The sequence below is a fragment of the Pseudomonas sp. LARHCG127 genome (genome assembly GCF_052871455.1).
The window spans coordinates 1-19,654 of sequence record NZ_JBIXJT010000023.1 but is presented as its reverse complement, the minus strand read 5'-3'; the positions used below and the strand labels follow the sequence as shown (position 1 = coordinate 19,654).

General features: G+C 60.2%; 15 protein-coding genes and 1 pseudogene. 7 read left to right on the top strand and 9 right to left on the bottom strand.

Annotated elements, in window-relative coordinates; genetic code table 11:
* Nucleotides 1-32 precede the first annotated feature (32 nt).
* Nucleotides 33-347: a quaternary ammonium compound efflux SMR transporter SugE gene (gene sugE / locus ACIPQ1_RS26865; protein ID WP_411385366.1), complete on the top strand. Its 315-nt coding sequence runs from the start codon at nt 33-35 to the stop codon at nt 345-347.
* A 114-nt stretch (nt 348-461) separates the two neighbouring features.
* On the opposite strand, the gene ACIPQ1_RS26860 is transcribed toward sugE, so the two are convergent.
* The 3 genes from ACIPQ1_RS26860 to ACIPQ1_RS26850 form a co-directional block, all read right to left on the bottom strand.
* Nucleotides 462-2,336 carry an MFS transporter gene (locus ACIPQ1_RS26860; protein ID WP_446535069.1) on the bottom strand — a complete coding sequence of 625 codons (1,875 nt, stop codon included), beginning with the start codon at nt 2,334-2,336 and terminating at the stop codon, nt 462-464.
* An 81-nt stretch (nt 2,337-2,417) separates the two neighbouring features.
* Complete coding sequence (locus ACIPQ1_RS26855; protein ID WP_411385368.1) at nt 2,418-3,566, bottom strand: TDT family transporter; 1,149 nt, start codon at nt 3,564-3,566, stop codon at nt 2,418-2,420.
* Nucleotides 3,567-3,669: 103 nt separating this feature from the next.
* Nucleotides 3,670-3,981, bottom strand: a complete 312-nt coding sequence (locus tag ACIPQ1_RS26850) for a cupin (RefSeq protein ID WP_250964649.1) — start codon at nt 3,979-3,981, stop codon at nt 3,670-3,672.
* A 116-nt stretch (nt 3,982-4,097) separates the two neighbouring features.
* Between ACIPQ1_RS26850 and ACIPQ1_RS26845 the strand changes: the two are divergent.
* Both ACIPQ1_RS26845 and ACIPQ1_RS26840 read left to right on the top strand, forming a co-directional pair.
* Nucleotides 4,098-4,211 (top strand): annotated as a pseudogene (locus tag ACIPQ1_RS26845) (TetR family transcriptional regulator); the annotation flags it as partial.
* Nucleotides 4,212-4,597: 386 nt separating this feature from the next.
* Nucleotides 4,598-8,068 carry a hybrid sensor histidine kinase/response regulator gene (locus ACIPQ1_RS26840; protein ID WP_411385370.1) on the top strand — a complete coding sequence of 1,157 codons (3,471 nt, stop codon included), beginning with the start codon at nt 4,598-4,600 and terminating at the stop codon, nt 8,066-8,068.
* A 175-nt stretch (nt 8,069-8,243) separates the two neighbouring features.
* Here ACIPQ1_RS26840 and rmuC read toward each other — a convergent pair whose 3' ends face one another.
* Nucleotides 8,244-9,632: a DNA recombination protein RmuC gene (gene rmuC, locus ACIPQ1_RS26835; protein WP_411387547.1), complete on the bottom strand. Its 1,389-nt coding sequence runs from the start codon at nt 9,630-9,632 to the stop codon at nt 8,244-8,246.
* Nucleotides 9,633-9,820: 188 nt separating this feature from the next.
* Nucleotides 9,821-10,144, bottom strand: a complete 324-nt coding sequence (locus tag ACIPQ1_RS26830) for a sel1 repeat family protein (protein ID WP_186728746.1) — start codon at nt 10,142-10,144, stop codon at nt 9,821-9,823.
* A gap of 1,095 nt (nt 10,145-11,239) precedes the next feature.
* Here ACIPQ1_RS26830 and ACIPQ1_RS26825 point away from each other — a divergent pair.
* The 3 genes from ACIPQ1_RS26825 (at nt 11,240) to ACIPQ1_RS26815 (ending at nt 13,650) form a co-directional block, all read left to right on the top strand.
* Nucleotides 11,240-11,464, top strand: coding sequence for a hypothetical protein (locus tag ACIPQ1_RS26825; RefSeq protein ID WP_008051046.1), 225 nt, complete (start codon nt 11,240-11,242; stop codon nt 11,462-11,464).
* A 275-nt stretch (nt 11,465-11,739) separates the two neighbouring features.
* Complete coding sequence (locus ACIPQ1_RS26820) at nt 11,740-12,222, top strand: hypothetical protein (protein WP_250964647.1); 483 nt, start codon at nt 11,740-11,742, stop codon at nt 12,220-12,222.
* Between the two features lie 144 nt (nt 12,223-12,366).
* On the top strand, nt 12,367-13,650 hold the full coding sequence (locus tag ACIPQ1_RS26815) for an OmpP1/FadL family transporter (protein WP_250964646.1): 1,284 nt from the start codon (nt 12,367-12,369) through the stop codon (nt 13,648-13,650).
* Nucleotides 13,651-13,739: 89 nt separating this feature from the next.
* On the opposite strand, the gene ACIPQ1_RS26810 is transcribed toward ACIPQ1_RS26815, so the two are convergent.
* The 3 genes from ACIPQ1_RS26810 to ACIPQ1_RS26800 form a co-directional block, all read right to left on the bottom strand.
* A complete protein-coding gene (locus tag ACIPQ1_RS26810; RefSeq protein WP_186709893.1) occupies nt 13,740-14,291 on the bottom strand; it encodes a glutathione peroxidase in 552 nt (183 codons plus the stop codon).
* 182 nt (nt 14,292-14,473) lie between these two features.
* Nucleotides 14,474-15,682 (bottom strand): MFS transporter, encoded by a 1,209-nt coding sequence (locus tag ACIPQ1_RS26805; protein ID WP_446535068.1) that lies wholly within the window; start codon nt 15,680-15,682, stop codon nt 14,474-14,476.
* A 52-nt stretch (nt 15,683-15,734) separates the two neighbouring features.
* The gene (locus tag ACIPQ1_RS26800; RefSeq protein ID WP_030142382.1) at nt 15,735-16,139 is read right to left on the bottom strand and encodes a MarR family winged helix-turn-helix transcriptional regulator; all 405 of its coding nucleotides are present in this window, start codon (nt 16,137-16,139) and stop codon (nt 15,735-15,737) included.
* 337 nt (nt 16,140-16,476) lie between these two features.
* Between ACIPQ1_RS26800 and ACIPQ1_RS26795 the strand changes: the two genes are divergently transcribed.
* On the top strand, nt 16,477-16,770 hold the full coding sequence (locus ACIPQ1_RS26795) for a helix-turn-helix transcriptional regulator (RefSeq protein WP_250964642.1): 294 nt from the start codon (nt 16,477-16,479) through the stop codon (nt 16,768-16,770).
* Nucleotides 16,771-16,878: 108 nt separating this feature from the next.
* On the opposite strand, the gene ACIPQ1_RS26790 is transcribed toward ACIPQ1_RS26795, so the two are convergent.
* Nucleotides 16,879-19,654, bottom strand: a 2,776-nt coding sequence (locus ACIPQ1_RS26790; RefSeq protein WP_446535067.1) for an RHS repeat domain-containing protein, incomplete at its 5' end; no start/stop codon positions are given.

Genomic DNA, 19,654 nt, shown 5'->3' with positions numbered 1-19,654 from the left:
GGGGACGACCCCACCCATCGATGAGGTGCGTGATGTCCTGGATCATTCTGTTTTTTGCCGGCCTGTTCGAAGTCGGCTGGGCTGTCGGCCTGAAATATACCGACGGTTTCAGCCGCCCTCTTCCCACCGCACTGACCATCGCCGCCATGGCGATCAGCCTCGGCCTGCTCGGCCTGGCGATGAAGGAACTTCCGCTGGGGACGGCCTATGCGATCTGGACCGGGGTCGGTGCCGTGGGCACGGTGATCGCCGGGATCATTTTGTTTGGTGAGTCGATGGCGCTGGTTCGCCTGGCCAGCGTGGCGTTGATTGTCGTCGGATTGATCGGCCTCAAGGTCAGCGCCTAGCCACTGCCGCTATCGCGAGCAAGCTCGCTCCCACACTTTGACCGCATGCAGCCTAGGCGATTCGGTCCAATGTGGGAGCGAGCTTGCTCGCGAAGGGGCCCTCACAGTCAGCAGTTACCTGACAGCCCCACGCAGTTCCCCCACCAACGCCTGCAAACTCGAAGGCGTTGCCGCCTCGACTTCCACCGCCGAACCCGCCACCAACGTCACCCGCGACCAGAACCGGCGAAACAGCCCCTTGGCCGGGTCGCGACTGAAGAAACTGCCCCACAACCCCTGCAGCGCCAGGGGAATCACTGGCACCGGGGTTTCCTGGAGGATGCGCGTCAGTCCACTCTTGAACTCATTGATCTCACCGTCTGCTGTCAGTTTTCCTTCAGGGAAAATGCACACCAGCTCGCCGTCCTTCAAGTATTGGGCAATTCGCTTGAAGGCTTTTTCATAGATATGGATATCTTCCTGGCGCCCGGCAATCGGGATGGTGCCGGCGGTGCGGAAGATGAAATTCAGGACCGGCAGGTTGTAGATCTTGTAGTACATCACGAAGCGAATCGGCCGACGCACCGCGCCGCCAATCAGCAAGGCATCGACGAAGGACACGTGATTGCAGACCAGCAGCGCTGCGCCTTCATCCGGTATCGCCTCCAAGTTGCGATGCTCCACGCGGTACATGGAATGGCTCAGCAGCCAGATCATGAAACGCATGCTGAACTCGGGGACGATCTTGAAGATGTAGGCGTTGACGCCGATGTTGAGCAACGACACCACCAGGAACAGCTGCGGGATCGACAGCTTGGCCAGGCTCAGCAACATGATGGAGACGATCGCCGAGACCACCATGAACAACGCATTAAGAATATTGTTGGCGGCAATCACCCGCGCCCGCTCGTTCTCCACGGTGCGCGACTGGATCAGCGCATACAGCGGCACGATGTAGAAACCGCCAAAGACGCCCAATCCGAGGATGTCGATCAACACCAGCCAGGCATGGCCAAAACCGAGCACTGCAAGCCAACCGTGGCCCTCGACGCTGGCGGGAATTCCACCGGAATGCCACCACAACAGCAGGCCAAACACGGTCAAACCGAACGAACCGAACGGCACCAGGCCGATCTCGACTTTGCGCCCGGAAAGCTTTTCACAAAGCATGGAACCCAACGCGATCCCCACCGAGAACACTGTGAGGATCAAGGTCACCACGGTCTCGTCGCCGTGCATCCACTCCTTGGCATAGGCGGGAATCTGCGTCAGGTAAATCGCCCCGACGAACCAGAACCAGGAGTTGCCGACAATCGACCGGGACACCGCCGGGGTTTGCCCCAACCCCAATTTCAGGGTGGCCCAGGATTGACTGAAGATGTTCCAGTTCAGACGCATTTGCGGCGAGGCCGCCGCCGCGCGCGGAATGCTGCGACTGGCCAGGTAACCAAGCACGGCGATGCCGATGATCGCGCTAGCCACCACCGGGGCGTAATGCGCCGAGGACATCATGATTCCGGCGCCAATGGTGCCTGCCAGGATCGCCAGGAACGTGCCCATCTCCACCAAGCCGTTGCCGCCGACCAACTCATCTTCACGCAAGGCCTGCGGCAAGATCGAATACTTCACCGGACCGAACAACGCCGAATGCGTGCCCATGGCGAACAGCGCCACCAGCATCAGCCACAAGTGATCGAACAGGAAACCCACCGCGCCCACCGCCATGATGGCGATTTCGCCAAGCTTGATCAGACGAATCAACGCGTCCTTGGCGAATTTTTCCCCGAACTGCCCCGCCAATGCCGAGAACAGAAAGAATGGCAGGATGAACAGCAGCGCGCAGAGGTTGACCCAGATCGAGCGGTCGCCTTCGATGGTCAATTTGTAGAGGATGGCGAGGATCAGCGACTGCTTGAAAATGTTGTCGTTGAACGCGCCCAAGGACTGCGTGATGAAGAACGGCAGAAAACGCCGCGTGCGAAGCAAGGTGAACTGCGAAGGGTGACTCATCTTCCATGTTCCTGAGTGGCGTGGACGCTTATTGGAATGAACGTTTTTCGATCCAGGCCACACATTACCTGTCTTTAGCGATTATTTCGCCAGCCCTGCGATGCAGGGCGACACAAACAGCTCACCGTGCCAGGCGCCCAGCACCGTGCGCCGCCCAACGATCAGCCACATCACCACCAGCATGGCCACCAGCACAGCACCGAACACGCCGAAGAAACCCAGGCCCAGCAGCTCGGAAAGCTTCAGTGTCGTTAGCGCGTACACGCCCAGGGGAAAGGTAAAGCCCCACCAGCCTAGGTTGAAGGGAATGCCTTCGCGCAAATAGCGCGCGGTGATCAGCAGCGCCATCAACATCCACCACAAGCCCAGGCCCCACAGCGTGATGCCAGCCACCAGGCCCAAGCCGGCGGCGATGTCGCCCACGCCGGGCAGGCCATTGGCGGCAAAAATCAGCGGGGCATCGTTGCCCAGCAGCAACATGCCCAAGGCACCGGTGCCAATCGGGCCGAGGGCCAGCCAGCTCGAGGCGGCCATGTTCTCGTGAGGCAGTTTGTGCAGGGCCATGCGCAACAGCAGAATCGTCAGGATGCTGAACGCCACGGGCAGGGAAAAGGCCCAGAGCACGTAACTGGTCACCAGCATGACCAGTTGCCCATGGACGTCGGCCAGATGCGGCGCCAACAGCCCGCCGCTGGCCGCCGCGACTTCGGCGGCCACCACCGGCAACAACCACACGGCGGTCATCTGGTCGATCCGGTGTTCCTGGCGGGTGAACATCAAGAAGGGGATCAGCACGCCACAGGCCAGCGACATGGCCACGTCGATCCACCATAACGTCTCGGCCACCGCCACCACGCCCTCCCCCCAGCGCGGCAGCCCAAAGACCAGAAAGCCGTTGATGAGGGTCGCCAGCCCCATGGGAATGGTGCCGAAAAACATCGAGACCGTCGAATGGCCGAAAATCCGTCGCGCTTCGTCGAAGAACAGCACCCAACGGGCCGTGTACATGAGGGCGAACACCACGAACAACAGCGTGTTGAACAACCACAACCCTTCGCCCAAGGCGCGCAGGCCCGGCATCTGCGCCGGCCATTGCGCCAAGGCCAGCGCCAGCACACCGGTGCCCATGGTCACGGCGAACCAGTTAGGTGTGAATTGGCGAATGGCTTCCAGCGGCCTGGGCAAATGGCTCAACGGGCGCAAGCGGTTTTTGGCGGCATAGCATGTCATGGCGAACTCCTGTCCCCGGATGAGGTGGAGCCATGCTAGGGCTGGATCGAATATCCATATAACGGGTAATTTCTCTATATGTAATCTGTTTTACAGATAAACGTCAGACGCTGCCCTCGGTTTCGATCACCAGGATTCTCGCTTCGCCCAAAGGCTTGGCGACATGTTCGGTGCCCACCGAGGCGTAGAAAATGTCCCCAACGTCCAGCAGGGTCGCCTTTTCGACACCCTCTTCCCGATAGCACATCCGCACTTGCCCATCGAGCACCACGAAAACTTCCTGGCCGTCGTTGACGTGCCATTTGTACGGCTGATCGGTCCAGTGCAGGCGCGTGGTGATGCCGTTCATGTTGGCGATATCGAGCGCCGCCCAGGCACGGTCACCGGTGAAGGACTTGCTGCGAATGATTTTCAAGGAATCCGTCCGTAAGCAGGTTGAGGTGCCAAGACTAACCCACTGCCGGCGGCTCTTGCATGCCGGGTTTCAAGGCCGAACGCCATCGCTGACTGGTTTCACCGACTGACGCAATCGAGCGGCTGATCAATGTGGTGGTGGCGCCGACGGTGTTCCGCATACTCTTTGCCACCGCGCCGTTGGCGGTAGAAGAGCTGCATCGGTTGGTGGATATTGCGTTGGGTCAGTAAGGCCGCCATCGCGAGCAAGCTCGCTCCCACACGGGTTCCATGGGTGCCCATAGAGCGAGTGTCCACCCCAGATCCCTGTGGGAGCGAGCTTGCTCGCGAAGGCGGGGTGCACATTCAACATCGATGCAAGCTGACCCAGCGCTTTCGCGAGCAGGCTCGCTCCCACATGGGTTCTCCAGTGGACACAAGATTTGTATCCACCACAGATCCAATGTGGGAGCGAGCCTGCTCGCGAAGAGGCCCGAAAGAACACCCAATAACCCGAGTACTCCCCCACCTGCGACACCCCACCACGCCTCGACCTTGGTCGACACTGACGAACCCGAGCGGGCATGCGAGACTGTCCTGCCGGGCTCAAGCCCCGGTGTCTTTGTCGGGGAGTTTCCATGTCGTTGTCCAGCGGGCTGATCGCCGTTGTCGCCCTGGCCTATATGGCCATCATGTTCGCCATCGCCTTCTACGGCGACCGGCGCAGCACGCCGCTGCCGCCACGGGTGCGGGCCTGGGTCTACAGCCTGTCGCTGGCGGTCTATTGCACCAGTTGGACGTTCTTTGGCGCCGTGGGCCAGGCCGCCGAACAGCTCTGGTCATTCCTGCCGATCTACCTCGGGCCGATCCTGCTGCTGGTGTTCGCGCCGTGGGTGCTGCAGAAAATGGTGATGATCAGCAAGCAGGAGAACATCACCTCCATCGCCGACTTCATTGCCGCCCGCTACGGCAAATCCCAATCCCTGGCGGTGGTGGTCGCGTTGATCTGCCTGGTCGGCGTGCTGCCGTACATCGCCTTGCAGCTCAAGGGCATCGTGCTCGGGGTGAACCTGTTGATCGGCGCCGGCGCCGATGCCATGGGCACGCGCGCCCAGGACACCGCGCTGATCGTCTCGCTGATCCTGGCGCTGTTCACCATCGTGTTCGGTACCCGCAACCTGGACGCCACCGAACACCACCGCGGCATGGTGCTGGCGATCGCCTTCGAATCCCTGGTCAAGCTGTTCGCCTTCCTGGCCGTCGGTGCGTTCGTCACGTACGGCCTGTATGACGGCTTCGACGACCTTTTCAATCAGGCGATGCTCGCCCCACGCCTGGAGCAATACTGGAAAGAAACCATCAACTGGCCGTCCATGGTGGTGCAGACCGGGGTGGCGATGATGGCGATCATCTGCTTGCCACGGCAGTTCCACGTGACCGTGGTGGAAAACATCGAGCCCCAGGACCTGCGCCTGGCCAAATGGGTGTTTCCCGCCTACCTGGCCCTGGCCGCGCTGTTCGTGGTGCCCATCGCTCTCGCCGGGCAAATGATGCTGCCCAGCTCGGTGCTGCCGGACTCGTTCGTCATCAGCCTGCCGCTGGCCCAGGCCCACCCGGCCCTGGCCGTGCTGGCGTTCATCGGCGGCGCCTCGGCGGCCACCGGCATGGTGATCGTCGCCAGCGTGGCGCTGTCGACCATGGTTTCCAACGACATGTTGTTGCCGTGGCTGCTGCGCCGCAACGCCGCCGAACGCCCTTTCGAGGTGTTCCGCCAGTGGATGCTCTCGGTGCGCCGAGTGAGCATCGTGGTGATCCTGTTGCTGGCCTACGTCAGTTACCGTCTGCTGGGTTCGACGGCGAGCCTAGCGACCATCGGCCAGATCGCCTTCGCCGCCGTGACCCAGCTGGCCCCAGCCATGCTCGGTGCGCTGTACTGGAAACAGGCCAACCGCCGCGGCGTATTCGCTGGCCTCGCCACGGGGATCTTCCTGTGGTTCTACACCTTGGTCCTGCCGATCGCCGCCCACAGCCTCGGCTGGTCGCTCAGCACCTTCCCGGGCCTGGCCTGGTTGCACGGCAATCCGCTGAACCTGCCGATTACCCCGCTGACCCAAGGGGTGGTCCTTTCCCTGGCCGGCAACTTCACGCTGTTTGCCTGGGTGTCCGTGCTGTCGCGCACCCGGGTCTCGGAGCACTGGCAGGCCGGACGCTTCATCGGCCAGGAAATCAGCGCCCGTCCCAACCCCCGCTCGATGCTGGCGGTGCACATCGAAGACCTGTTGCAACTGGCCGCGCGTTTCGTCGGTGAAGAACGGGCGCGGCAGAGCTTCATCCGCTTTGCCTACCGCCAAGGCAAAGGCTTCAACCCGAACCAGAACGCCGACAGCGAATGGATCGCCCACACCGAACGCCTGCTGGCCGGTGTACTCGGCGCCTCTTCGACACGCGCCGTGGTAAAAGCCGCTATCGAAGGTCGGGAAATGCAGCTTGAAGACGTGGTCCGGATCGCGGACGAAGCGTCGGAAGTGCTGCAGTTCAACCGCGCACTGCTGCAAGGCGCCATCGAAAACATCAGCCAGGGCATCAGCGTGGTCGACCAATCCCTTAGGCTGGTGGCGTGGAATCGTCGCTACCTGGAACTGTTCAACTACCCGGATGGCTTGATCAGTGTCGGCCGGCCCATTGCCGACATCATCCGCTACAACGCCGAACGTGGCCTCTGTGGGCCGGGCGAGGCGGAAGTCCACGTCGCCAGGCGCCTGCACTGGATGCGCCAGGGCCGCGCCCATACCTCCGAGCGACTGTTCCCCAACGGCCGGGTCATCGAGCTGATCGGCAACCCCATGCCCGGTGGTGGTTTCGTCATGAGCTTCACCGACATCACCGCCTTCCGCGAGGCCGCGCAGGCGTTGACGGAAGCCAACGAGGGGCTGGAGCAACGGGTGGCCGAACGCACGCGGGAATTGTCCCAACTGAACCTGGCCCTGACCGACGCCAAGGGCACCGCCGAAGCGGCTTACCAGTCCAAGACCCGGTTCCTGGCCGCGGTCAGCCACGACCTGATGCAACCGCTCAACGCCGCGCGCCTGTTCTCCGCAGCGTTGTCCCATCAGCACAACGCGTTGCCGAGCGAGGCCCGGCAACTGGTGCACCACTTGGACAGTTCGCTGCGCTCGGCGGAAGACCTGATCACCGACCTGCTGGATATCTCCCGCCTGGAAAACGGCAAGATCAACCCCGACCGCAAGCCCTTCGCCCTCAACGACCTGTTCGACACCCTCGGTGCAGAGTTCACGGCGCTGGCCCAGGAGCAAGGCTTGAAGTTCCGGGTTCGCGGCTCATCCCTGCGCGTGGACAGCGATATCAAGCTGCTGCGACGTATTTTGCAGAACTTCTTGACCAACGCGTTCCGCTACGCCAAGGGGCCGGTGTTGCTGGGCGTGCGCCGGCGCAACGGCGAGTTGTGCCTGGAGGTCTGGGATCGCGGGCCGGGCATCGCCGAGGACAAGCTGCAGGTCATATTCGAAGAGTTCAAGCGCCTGGACAGCCACCAGACCCGCGCCGAAAAAGGCCTGGGGCTGGGCCTGGCCATCGCCGACGGGCTCTGTCGCGTGCTGGACCATAGCCTGCAGGTGCGCTCCTGGCCGGGGCGTGGCAGCGTGTTTAGTGTCAGCGTTCCCTTGGCCCAGACGCAAACTGTCGCACCGAGCGCCGTGACCGAGCCCAACGGTCATTTGCCAAGCGGCGCGCAGGTGCTGTGCGTCGATAACGAAGACAGCATCCTGATCGGCATGAATAGCCTGCTGACGCGCTGGGGTTGCCAGGTGTGGACGGCGCGCAACCGCGAGGAATGCGAGCGTTGGCTGGCCCAGGGCGGCCGACCGCAACTGGCGCTGGTGGACTTTCATCTGGACGACGGCGAGACCGGCACCGAACTGATGGCCTGGTTGCGCAGGCGCATGGGAGAACCGGTGCCGGGCGTGGTGATCAGCGCCGATGGTCGGCCCGAGACGGTGGCACTGGTGCATGCGGCAGGCCTGGATTACCTGGCCAAGCCGGTGAAGCCGGCGGCGTTGCGGGCGTTGTTGAGTCGGCATTTGCCGTTGTAACTTCGGCAAATGATAGCTCCTATGGCGAGGGAGCTTGCTCCCGCTTGAGTGCGCAGCACTCACAAGAAAGAGGGCCGCTGCGCAGCCCAGCGGGAGCAAGCTCCCTCGCCACAGGGTGCTGTTTTTGCCTTGAGATCTGATTCAGCCCGAGGGCGGCTTCAGCTTTGGGTTCGCTTCAGCCCTGGGTTTTCTCGCTGGCTTCTTCCGGCAACTCCGGCAGCCCATCCGCATCGGTCATCGCCCGTTCGAGCAGTTCGCTGGGCAAGCTCTTGCTGGCCCGGGCGCCAAGCAGCTTGAGTTGTTCGCTGCGGCTGACCAGGTTGCCGCGCCCTTCCGTCAGTTTGTTGCGCGCTGCGCTGTAGGCTTTGTCCAACTGCTGCAAGCGACTGCCGATCTCGTCCAGATCCTGGATAAACAAAACGAATTTGTCATACAGCCACCCGGCCCGCTCGGCGATTTCCCGGGCGTTCTGGCTCTGGCGTTCCTGCTTCCACAAGCTGTCGATCACCCGTAGTGTCGCCAGCAGCGTGGTCGGGCTGACGATCACGATGTTGCGGTCGAAGGCTTCCTGGAACAGGTTCGGCTCGGCTTGCAGGGCGGCGGAAAACGCCGCTTCGATCGGCACGAACAGCAACACGAAATCCAGGCTGTGCAAACCGTCCAGGCGCTTGTAGTCCTTGCCGGCCAAGCCTTTGACGTGAGTTCGCAACGACAGCACATGTTGCTTGAGGGCGAGTTGGCCGATGGCGTCATCTTCGGCCGCCACGTACTGCTGGTAGGCCGTGAGGCTGACCTTGGAATCGACCACCACTTGCTTGTCGCCCGGCAGGTAAATCAACACGTCCGGCTGGAAACGCTCACCGTCCGGACCCTTGAGGCTGACTTGGGTCTGATATTCGCGGCCCTTCTCCAGGCCGGCATGTTCAAGCACCCGCTCCAGGATCAGTTCGCCCCAGTTGCCCTGGGTTTTCTGGCCCTTGAGCGCGCGGGTGAGGTTGGTGGCCTCGTCGCTCAGGCGCAGGTTGAGTTGTTGCAGGCGTTCCAGTTCCTTGCCCAGGGAGAAACGCTCCCGGGCCTCGGCCTGATAACTTTCTTCAACGCGTTTTTCGAAGGACTGGATGCGCTCTTTCAGCGGATCGAGCAACTGGCCCAGGCGTTGCTGGCTGGTTTCGGCGAAGCGTTGCTCACGTTCATCGAAGATCTTTCCAGCAAGCTCGGCGAACTGTGCCCGCAGCTCATCTCGCGAACCTTGCAGGTCATCCAGGCGTTGCTGATGACTTTCCTGTTGCTCGCGCAGTTCGGCCTGCAACGACGCCGCCTGGGCATCGAGCCGACGCAGCTCGGCTTCCTTGTTGGCGCGTTCAAGGTTCCAGGCGTGGGCCGCATCCCGCGCATTGTCGCGCTCGATCTGCAGCAAATCGACTTCGCGACAGGCCGCGGCAAGCTCGGCTTGCTTGGCGGCGTTGGCCTGGCTCAGGTCGCTGATCTCGTCGCGGCAGGCATCGAGCTGGGCGTTGAGGCCATCGTGGGCCATGTGGGCCGTGGCCAGGCGCTCTTCCAGCAGAGCCAATTCGGTCTGGGCAGTGGCGGCTTGGCGTTGCAGGTGCCAGGCCAGTGCCAGCAACGGCACCGCGGCGCCTGCCAGGCCAAACAACAGGCTGGTCAAATCCATAGCCATGACAATTCCTGCCGATCAAATAAAGCCCGAAGGTTAACCAAGCGGCTGGGGGTTGCCCAGCGCAGTCTGCGATTTCAGTCTTCGATTTCACCGAGGGCCCGGCGGGCACGATCATCGCCGGCCCGGGCGGCCTGGCGCAGCAGGTCGTGGCCGATGCGTCGATCCCGAGCGTTGCCGCATTCACGGCACATCAACTGCCCGAGACGACTTTGCGCAGCCACCACGCCTTCACGGGCCGGTTGCTTGAGCAAACGACCGGCGAGGTGCTTGACGCTGGGGCTGTCCCCGAGCCGCGGGCTGTCGAGCAGCCACTCAGCCACCCGCATCGACATACGCTTGGGTGGGGTAACACCAGAGGGTGCGGAAGTAACAGGATTTGATACTGAGCGAAACTTCATAAACACTGTGGGACAGATCGGAAGGCGCGCCACTTTACTCCTTTTTTCGTACGGGTAAAGCCGAAAAAAAACCGGCACGCCCGTGCTAGAGCAAGCGCTTGGGACAATCCACAGAAGCTGTGGATAAGTCAGTGGACAACCCACCCTGAACTCGCGCAAAGCCCTGTGGAACGGGGCCTGGGCTCAAACTGACGATTTTTTCACCAGTAAAAAAAAGCGATGTTTTTCATTGACTTAAATTTTGGATACAGGCACCCACCCCGGATTGTTTCGACATGACAGTAAGGTGACAAGTGGTGCGGCGAGTGTGCACAAGTAACAGCTGAACGGGTTATAACGCTGCGATTTTTTGGCGCATCTGGCGGTATGAAGCTGGGGATAACCTGAGGCCATGCGCGACGCTTGGGTAACCTGACCACACCAGCAGACGTTAGAATCCTGTGCTAAGCCGTTCATCCTTGGATCAGATTGAAAACCGACCCCGTGGCGAGGGAGCTTGCTCCCGCTGGGCCGGGCTGGCGCTCCAGCGCGAAGCGGCCCTATCTTTAGGACTGCTGCGCAGCCCAGCGGGAGCAAGCTCCCTCGCCACGGGTCATGGCTCGACTCATTGCCAGGGCTCGTTTGAATATTTTTTAATCAACACCCTTCCCTTCACAGATTCAATCCGTTAGTATCCGCGGCGTTAGTACCAAGCTGAAAGTCAATTCCGGGTCGAACACATCTCCGCGGTCAGCCATCCTCCAAAGGACGCTCACCGAAAAAAGGAGACCGACCCCCTCGATGGTTTCCAGGTAAACCTTGCGCCAACACAGCCTTCGATCGAATCCGAAGGGTGTTGCCAGGCTCATTACTCTGACCGAACCAACCTGCAAAATTGATCAGGATCTTCACCCCGGGCCCAGAACCTTTGCCCTCGATGTGTTGCCTGCCCTCCTAAGTACCTACCTGCCAGCCCAAGCGCGCACTTTATATAGCGCTCAAACTGGCTGCTTTGTTCCAGTCGGGTTCTTCGTTCGACCAATGGTGGTCGACGTTACTGGAACGTTTTAACGTTGCACGGTTCTTAACCGTGTCATTTGTAGGAACACCCATAACATGTCTACTCAAATCCAGACACAGGATGCCATCCGCACCCTAACCAACGCTTTTGCTCCAATGAACTGCCTGATCATGGCCGCTCGCAAAGGCTGCTTCAGCTTCACGCTGGTCAACGAACACGGCATCGCCCGTCACAGCGAACGCCTGTACCCCGACCAGTACTCCAGCGCCGAACCGCTGCAGGCCGTGATCGAGCGTACCCGTCAGGCACTGGTTGCCTGAGACGCAGAAAGGCTGAAACCCCCAAGGCCCCGCCCATGAAGCGGGGCTTTTTATTGCCCGAAATTTCTCGATAAAGCGAAACGGCGTAAGCACCAAGGGATATAACAGTTATAACCATTCGCCGAAGATGTTTTAAAAACAGTCCTTTACAGCGGGAATATGACACTACACTTCAAGTCAAGCGGCATGATCCGCTTCTGGCGGAGCCTGGACCGATCCACTGCTGCCAAGCCCACACTCCTCAGGCTCCGCCCACCTCACATCACGAGGGTTTTATGGGTATCGCTGCCAGCGAACTGTGTCGATATGTGATCCGCCCGACGCTCCTCTACCTGGAGTGTCACAGCGCAACCGCGGAATCCTTGTTGCTGGGTATTGCCGCCAGCCAATCTGCCCTGGGTTCAGCCCTGCATGATCGCCGCGGACATGGCCTGTATCGCATCACAGAGCCCCGACACCAAGCCCTTTGGGACCATTACCTGGCGCGGGATCCGGAACGGGCCAGCCTGGTGCGCGGCCTGGCCAGCCAGCACGCCTTTCTCAGCGGCCCGCACCTGGAATTGACCGTCAACCTGCGCTACGCCACCGCCATCGCCTGGCTGTTGGTGGAGGAACAGAACACCGCGCTTCCCGACGCCGATGACCTGCTGGGCATGGCTCGCATCTGGCGCCAGACCTTTCATCCCCAAGGGCGCCTGCGAGATTTCACCTGCGCTTGGCGAAGCTGTATTTCACCGCTGAATCAGGTCGCTTGCTGACGGGAAATTTGGAAACTTCCCACAACGGTCGCGAATCTGGTCGGATTGTCCTACAAAACCGCTCTAAATCAAGCCATCCAGGCTATAGCGCTTGAACGAAAATGTTGGTAATTTTCGCCCCGGTGATCACCAGGAGTTCTAACAATGAAAAAAATGATGCTCAAAACCACACTTGGCCTTGCCGTTACCTTGGCATCCACGCAACTTTTCGCCAGTGGCTTTGCCTTGAACGAACAAAGCATCAGTGGCATGGGCACTGGTTTCGCAGGACGTTCTTCTTCTGCCGATGACGCCAGCACCGTGTTCGGCAACCCTGCCGGCATGTCGCGCCTCAAGCGCCAGCAAGTCACTGGTGGTTTCGCCGCCATTGATGCCTCGACCGACATCGACGATGCCAGCGGCACCCAGTCCGGTACCAACAAGGGCGACATGGTTCCGCTCACTGGCGTTCCGATGGGTTACTACGTCAAGCCTATCGATGATCAGTGGGCTTTCGGCTTGGGTGTCTATGCACCGTTCGGCTTGATCACCGATTATGAAAATGGCTTCCAAGGCCGTAACTTCGGCAGCAAGAGCGAAGTGAAGGTCGTCACTTTCCAGCCAACCGTCAGCTATGCCTTCAACGACAAGGTCTCGATCGGTTTCGGCCCGACCATCAACCGTATTTCCGGCTCCCTGGAATCGGATTTGACCTCGCCGCTGTCGCCGAATGACGGTAGTGTGAAGATCAAGGGTGACGACATCGGCTATGGCTACAACATCGGCTTGCTGGTCCAGGCGACCGATACCACCCGTGTTGGCCTGACCTACCACTCCAAGGTCAAGTACAAGCTCGAAGGCCACACCGAAATCAGCCCTGGGGCGGGCACGCCTCCCAGCCTGCTGAACGGCGCGCGCTACGATGCTTCGCTGGACATCACGACGCCTGAATCGGTGGACTTTTCGGTCACGCAGCAAATCAACGATGCCTGGACCGTCTACGCGGGCAGCACCTGGACGCGTTGGAGCCGCCTGAAAGAAATCACCGTGAACAATGACGGTGTGACGCCAGCGACGGGTGGCGCTTTCGCGCCGGGGTTCTTCAGCTCCATTACTGAAGAACAGAACTGGCACGACACCTGGGCCTACGCCATCGGGACCTCCTACCAGTTGAACAAGCAGTGGGTACTGCGTACCGGCCTGACCTTCGACCAGGCGCCGACCAACAACACCGACCGCTCGCCACGCATCCCGACCGGCGACCGGACCATCTTCAGCCTGGGCGCCGGTTGGAGCCCGACCGATGACCTGACCATCGACGTCGCTTATTCCTACCTCAAGGAAGAAAAAGTCAACGTCAGCGGCGACAACGCCCTCGGCCAGTCCTACAACGCCAAATACGAAAACAGCGCCAACGGTTTCGGTGTGGGTGCAACCTACCGCTTCTAATGTTTCACGGCGAAACTGAACCTCTCGCCACCTGAAGCAAAAAAAGCCCCGCTCTCTGCAAGGAAGCGGGGCTTTTTCGTGACGGGCAATCAGGGTTTTGAGGCGATGGCCGTCTCCACAGCCTTGATGAAATCCGGATCGTCAGGCTTGATCCGACTGGAAAAACTGCCAACGACTTTACCCTGGCGGTCCACCACGTACTTGTAGAAATTCCACTTCGGCGCGGCGGATTGTTCAGCCAGGTGCTTGAACAGCGGTATCGCATCCGCACCACGCACCGGTTGTGGTTCGGTCATGGTAAAGGTCACGCCGTAATTGACGTAGCAGACCTTGGCGGTTTCTGCCCCGTCCTTGGCTTCCTGCTTGAAATCATTGGACGGCACGCCCAGCACTTGCAAGCCTTGGTCCTTGTAGCGCTGGTTGAGCGCCTCAAGGCCTTTGAATTGCGGGGCGAACCCACAGAAGCTGGCAGTGTTGACCACCACCAGGGGCTTGCCGGCGAAGCGCTGGCATAAGTCGACGGTTTCCTTGGCCCGCAGCTTGGGCAACGAACCCTCCAGCAACGGCGGGCAGTCGGCGGCCCAGACTTGCCCGGTCACAGCCAGCAACAGGGCGGGAACAGCAAACCAGCGCATCAACATGTCGGTATGTCCTTAAAAACGTGTCAGACCACGACGTTACTCGCCGCGTCCGATGCCGTCCATTGTTCAGCACGTGCCCATGCCCAGTTGCATCAACGCCAAGCCGCCCTGATGCCAACCCCACCAGGCAAACGCCAGCAGCAGGCCGGCACCGACAGCGATCAACCACGGGCCGACGCGACTCATGCCGCACCGACCTGGACTTGCAAGCGCGCCACTGGCCGCTCACGCACCGGCCAGTTCAACGCCGCCGCCAACAGGCTGAGCAGGATCGACACCTGCCAGATCAAGTCGTAGCTGCCGGTGCGGTCATACACCACCCCGCCCAGCCAACCACCGAGGAACGAGCCCAACTGGTGGAACAGGAACACGATCCCACCCAACATCGAGAGATTTCGTACACCAAACAACGTCGCCACCGTGCCATTGGTCAACGGCACCGTCGACAGCCACAGAAAGCCCATCGCCATGCCGAACAGGTACGCCGTGGTGGTCGTTACCGGCAGCCACAGGAACAAACCGATCACCACCGCCCGCATCAGGTACAACCCGGTCAGCAGGCGCGGCTTGGACATGCGCCCGCCCAGCCAGCCGGCGGTATAGGTGCCGAAAATATTGAACAAACCGACCAGGGCCAACACGGTGGTACCGACGCTGGCGGGCAGGTGTTGGTCCACCAGGTACGCCGGCAGATGCACGCCGATGAACACCACCTGGAAACCGCAGACAAAGAAGCCCACCGCCAGCAGCCAGAACCCGGAATGGCTGCACGCTTCGCGCAAGGCTTCGGCCAGGGTTTGTTCATGGCCGGCCACCGGCAACGGCGAATCCTTGAGCATGCTCACCAGTGGCACGATCAACGCCACCAGCAACCCCAGCGCCAGCAGCGCCGCCGACCAACCGAGCCAGCCGATCAGCCCCAGCGTACCCGGCAGCATGGCGAACTGGCCGAAGGAACCGGCAGCACTGGCGATGCCCATGCCCATGCTGCGCTTTTCCGGCGGCACGGCCCGTCCGACCACGCCCAGGATCACCGAGAAAGACGTGCCCGACAGGCCGATGCCAATCAACAGCCCCGCACTCAGCGACAAGGACCATGGCGAGTCGGCCATGCCCATGAATACCAAGCCGACGGCATAAAGAACCCCGCCGATGAGCACCACTTTCGCGGCACCGAAGCGATCGGCCAAGGCGCCGGTGAAAGGCTGCGCCAGGCCCCAGATCAGGTTCTGCAAGGCAATGGCGAAGGCGAACACCTCACGGCCCCAGCCGAACTCGGCACTCATGGGCGCCAGGAACAGCCCGAAACCATGCCGCACGCCCAGCGATAACGCCAGGATCAGCGCGCTGCCCACCAGGACCCAACCACAGGTACGCCACATCGATGTCATTCTTGTTCTCCGGTCGCGGGTATATACCCACTTATCATCGGACGAACCGGCGTCACGCCAGTTCATCCAGCAAGGCCAGCAAGGTCGCACGTTTTTCGGCACCGAGCTTATCGATCAGTTTCTGTTGCGCCGCTTCCCAGGCCGGCAATGCCGCCGCCAACCGGGCATTCCCCGCCTCGGTGAGCACGACGATGCGGTTACGCAAATCGTCGCCCTCAGCCAGCTTCACCAGCCCCTCGCCTTCCAGCACCCTCAGGTTGCGTCCGAGGGTGCTGCGGTCCAACCCCATGGCCTCGGCCAGGGATGAGATGCTCGGCTGGTCCAGGCGCGCCAGGTTATTGAGCAAGGAATACTGGGCAACGTTGATCCCGAAGCCATCGAGAGCGCCGTCGTAGTACCTGCTGACGCCACGGGCGGCGCGACGCAGGTTGATGCACAGACATTGGGAAGGAAGCATGGTGCGTGTATATACCCGGGATTGATTGAATGCAAATTTAAATGGAGAAATATTAAACCTGGGCTGAGGGATCTAGCGAATCCCCTTACCACAGTGAATCAACCAAATCTTAAAAAATACCAAAGATATCAATCGCTTCGGTATGACAACCTTTCAACCATTCATCATTTCGCATCCACCACCTGTCATGTCTGACAGGTTTCAAGTGGTTTGAATCGAGCTATAACGAAACCGTTCCTACAGCCCCCAAGGTCTGAATCAGGGTCGTGCGAGCCACGCCAAGAAGTAGGGAGACTTCGCCGCCCCATGCCATTTTCGTTAAATGGGAGTGTTCATCATGTATCGCACCGACCCAATCAGCACCCATCCCGCACCTGCCCAAGGCAATTTCCAGTCCGAAGATTCGCAACAACCGACAGCGGTCAAACTCACCCGCAAGGAAACAGAGGTTCTACAGTGGAGCGCCGCCGGAAAGTCTTCCTGGGAGATCAGCCAAATCATCAACTGCAGCGAAGCCGGCGTGAACTATCACTTTGGCAATATCCGGCGAAAGTTTGGTGTGAATTCGCGCTGGACGGCGGCGTTCAAGGCGCTGGAACTGGGTTTGATCAATAAGCCACTCATTAAGTAACCCTCCTCCTCGCAATCCCTCAAGCTTCAAGAGACCGCCATCGTTGACCCAGCATGGCGGTCATACCCAACCCAGCGGTGTGCCGAACGAGCAGAGGGCCGCTCAACCTTAGGCACCGGCCCGAACGCTGGCGCCCTCACTAACCGTCATCAGTCTCCCCAGCGCGTCGTAATCCAACGTGCGCGCCAACTCATCCTGCGTCATGTTGCCATCGGCATCGTATTCAAGTTGGATTTGCCGAGGATAGTCAGCATGCGTGTTGGTCACCCTGCTCAGCTGTGTCGGATCCTCGCCCTCGAAAAAATAGTGAGCGTCGTTGCGCCCCTCTGGGAAGTCGGTCAGCACACGCGTCAGGTTATCCAGTGCGTCGAATCTGAATGTCTGCGCTCTGATCGCCTTACCATAAGGGTCGATTGGAGACAGGGGCCCTGTGCAGAAGTAGTTCGTCAAACGCCCCCGTAGATCGTATTCATAACGCTCGTCACGCAAAATCTCGCCACCCTCGCTCAGACATTTATGTTCCAGGGCATCCACGGCGTTGTACGCCTGCATCAATTGCTGCTGCCAGCCCGCCCGGTCGAACGTGCGCAAGATCTCGCGGCCAAGCGCGTCATATGTCAGGCCAATACGCAACCACAACATCTGTACCCCATCATGGGTTTCAATGACGCAGGTCTGCCCCAGATCATCGTAAGTAAATTGCGACACGGTAGTGCCAAGTCGGGTCGATCTCAGGCGTCCAGCGTTGTCATAGTCATAGCTTTGGGTCTGACCCAGGACATCGGTATAGCGCAACAGCCGCCCGCGAAAACTGTAGACATATCCCATCTGGTATTGACGGTCGTTTTCGCGGCGCGTCTCGCTTCTCAGCTCTCCGGTGCTGTAGTACTCCCGAACCAGTTGCTGATCGCCTTCCTGGCAATCGAGTAAACGAGCGGTAAGCTTGTCATAGCTGTAGCTGGAGTCACCGCCCGGCAAACGCCGCCGTGTGGGCTCCTCACCTAATGACGGCACATATTCGTAAACTACTTCCTGCCCCGAGGCAGTGAGTACCGAAGCGGGTTGGGCCTGGCCAGGCTCATAAATCATGTGACGTACACGGCCACCGGTATTGGACAGCGTCATACGGTCGAGCCCATCGAAACGCTGCTCACCCAATACCACGCCATCGACACTGATCTTCGTTGGCAGATCCTCGCTGCTGTGTTCAGCATATGCACGTACGATCTGTGCGTTATCGGGCAGCACGGTCACTGTCATGCGGTCATAGGCATCGTAGCGATACTCGGTGATCGCATCGCGCGCGTCAGTCTCTCGTACCGTACGCCCGAGACCGTCGTAAACATAACGGTGCACACTGATCAGTTGTCCTGCCAGATCATGACGCTCGATGCGTTCCGGTTTTTCGAACTTACCTAACCACGTTGTCTCCACGCCCGTGTGCAAGAGCTCATCACTGGAGCTCTGACGCCAGGCACGTACGATCGGCACAACCCTGTCACCGATCGGGTCGGTGATTTCGAACGTTTTGACACCGTCCGGACCGGTCACGCAGGACTGCTGGCCCCAATCATCAAATTCGTAGACGCTGGCCAATGGCAGTAATTGTGTTTCCAACCAATCAAATTCGGTTTCTTCGACCAGGTTCTCAAACACATCGTATCGAGCCGAATATACAGGCCGCCATGGCTTGCCTACCGGGTCGTCGTCCACGTCTTGGCGATCTTCCAGGACCACCCGGTTTAGTCCATCGAAGAAACTGCGCGTCCGCACCCCCTTGACGTCGATAAGCTGTTGCATCGCTTGTTGCCCATCCAGGGACGTCAAGACATAGGTGTAGTGGCGCGTGGCTTCGAACTCGGTTTCCGGCGCCACGGTTTCACTGGTCACTCGCTGGAGCGCATCGTAGGTGGTGCGGATCACGACATCATTGTCGTCCTGGCTGAGCAGCACCTGGCCATGAAGCACTGAATGCTGCCGGGTGATTATTTTTTGCACATTTCGGGCTTTGCCATTTCGATCCGGCTCGCCATGGTCGAAGCCCGTCAGGGTTTCCAGGGTCTGCAACACGGTCTCGGCACCCGCCTCCCCGTCTATCTTTTCATAGCAAAAATCCGTGGTCGTGGCGTTGCCATTCTTCAATTCAACGTGTTGCAGGGGCCTGCCGTGCCGAAAGGCATCGGTGGGGTGGTCGATGTACTCGAAGAGACTCCTGTGCTGTTCTGTTTCCCCATCCCCCCGAACCTCAAGCAGCACTTCACTGGCCATGAGCAAACTGCCCTCAGGCAGGCTATTGTCCAGCGGCGACAGTTCCATATAGCGATACCGAGTGCGCAAGACCGGCGCCTGACCCTCGTGCCCTTCGGCCGGGTGCACCGTTTGGCAACGCAGATTGCGCACGAAACCGTGCGGGTCGGCGGGGCAATGCACGTCTCCATCGTCATCGACGTAGCCGTCGACCGGGTAGTATTCGTAGTCCGTGGTTATACCGTTGGGCTGGCGCTCTTGCAGCAGGTTGCCGAAATTGTCATAGGTGGTGGCCAATGTTTCGCTGCGGACCTGGGTGACATCGCTGGTGAGTTCCCAGCGCTTTTCCACGGTTTTAGGCAGTTGGAAATAGGCCGGCTGCTGTTCGAAGGGGCCGTCGACGGTGTGGAAGGTGGTGCGCACCCGCTGGACGCAATCGCCCTGGGTCGTACTTTCCTCGGTGAGCAGGTGAAAGCTGTTGAAGGTGCGCTGCACCGTGCGCGCCACCACGCCGGCCATTTTATGCTTGGCGGTGGAACCGTAGGAGTAGGTGCGCGAGGCCTTGTACAGTTGATCCAGGCCGTTGCTTTCCCACTGGATGTTCGCGCCGTTACCGATGAAATTTTCCAAGGTGTAT

What these genes read in the sequence shown, in the direction of transcription:
- sugE (WP_411385366.1), top strand. Translation starts at nt 33, where the DNA reads ATGTCCTGGATCATTCTGTTTTTTGCCGGCCTGTTCGAAGTCGGCTGG.
- ACIPQ1_RS26860 (WP_446535069.1), bottom strand. Translation starts at nt 2,336, where the DNA reads ATGAGTCACCCTTCGCAGTTCACCTTGCTTCGCACGCGGCGTTTTCTG.
- ACIPQ1_RS26855 (WP_411385368.1), bottom strand. Translation starts at nt 3,566, where the DNA reads ATGACATGCTATGCCGCCAAAAACCGCTTGCGCCCGTTGAGCCATTTG.
- ACIPQ1_RS26840 (WP_411385370.1), top strand. Translation starts at nt 4,598, where the DNA reads ATGTCGTTGTCCAGCGGGCTGATCGCCGTTGTCGCCCTGGCCTATATG.
- ACIPQ1_RS26830 (WP_186728746.1), bottom strand. Translation starts at nt 10,144, where the DNA reads ATGAAGTTTCGCTCAGTATCAAATCCTGTTACTTCCGCACCCTCTGGT.
- ACIPQ1_RS26825 (WP_008051046.1), top strand. Translation starts at nt 11,240, where the DNA reads ATGTCTACTCAAATCCAGACACAGGATGCCATCCGCACCCTAACCAAC.
- ACIPQ1_RS26820 (WP_250964647.1), top strand. Translation starts at nt 11,740, where the DNA reads ATGGGTATCGCTGCCAGCGAACTGTGTCGATATGTGATCCGCCCGACG.
- ACIPQ1_RS26815 (WP_250964646.1), top strand. Translation starts at nt 12,367, where the DNA reads ATGAAAAAAATGATGCTCAAAACCACACTTGGCCTTGCCGTTACCTTG.
- ACIPQ1_RS26810 (WP_186709893.1), bottom strand. Translation starts at nt 14,291, where the DNA reads ATGTTGATGCGCTGGTTTGCTGTTCCCGCCCTGTTGCTGGCTGTGACC.
- ACIPQ1_RS26805 (WP_446535068.1), bottom strand. Translation starts at nt 15,682, where the DNA reads ATGACATCGATGTGGCGTACCTGTGGTTGGGTCCTGGTGGGCAGCGCG.
- ACIPQ1_RS26800 (WP_030142382.1), bottom strand. Translation starts at nt 16,139, where the DNA reads ATGCTTCCTTCCCAATGTCTGTGCATCAACCTGCGTCGCGCCGCCCGT.
- ACIPQ1_RS26795 (WP_250964642.1), top strand. Translation starts at nt 16,477, where the DNA reads ATGTATCGCACCGACCCAATCAGCACCCATCCCGCACCTGCCCAAGGC.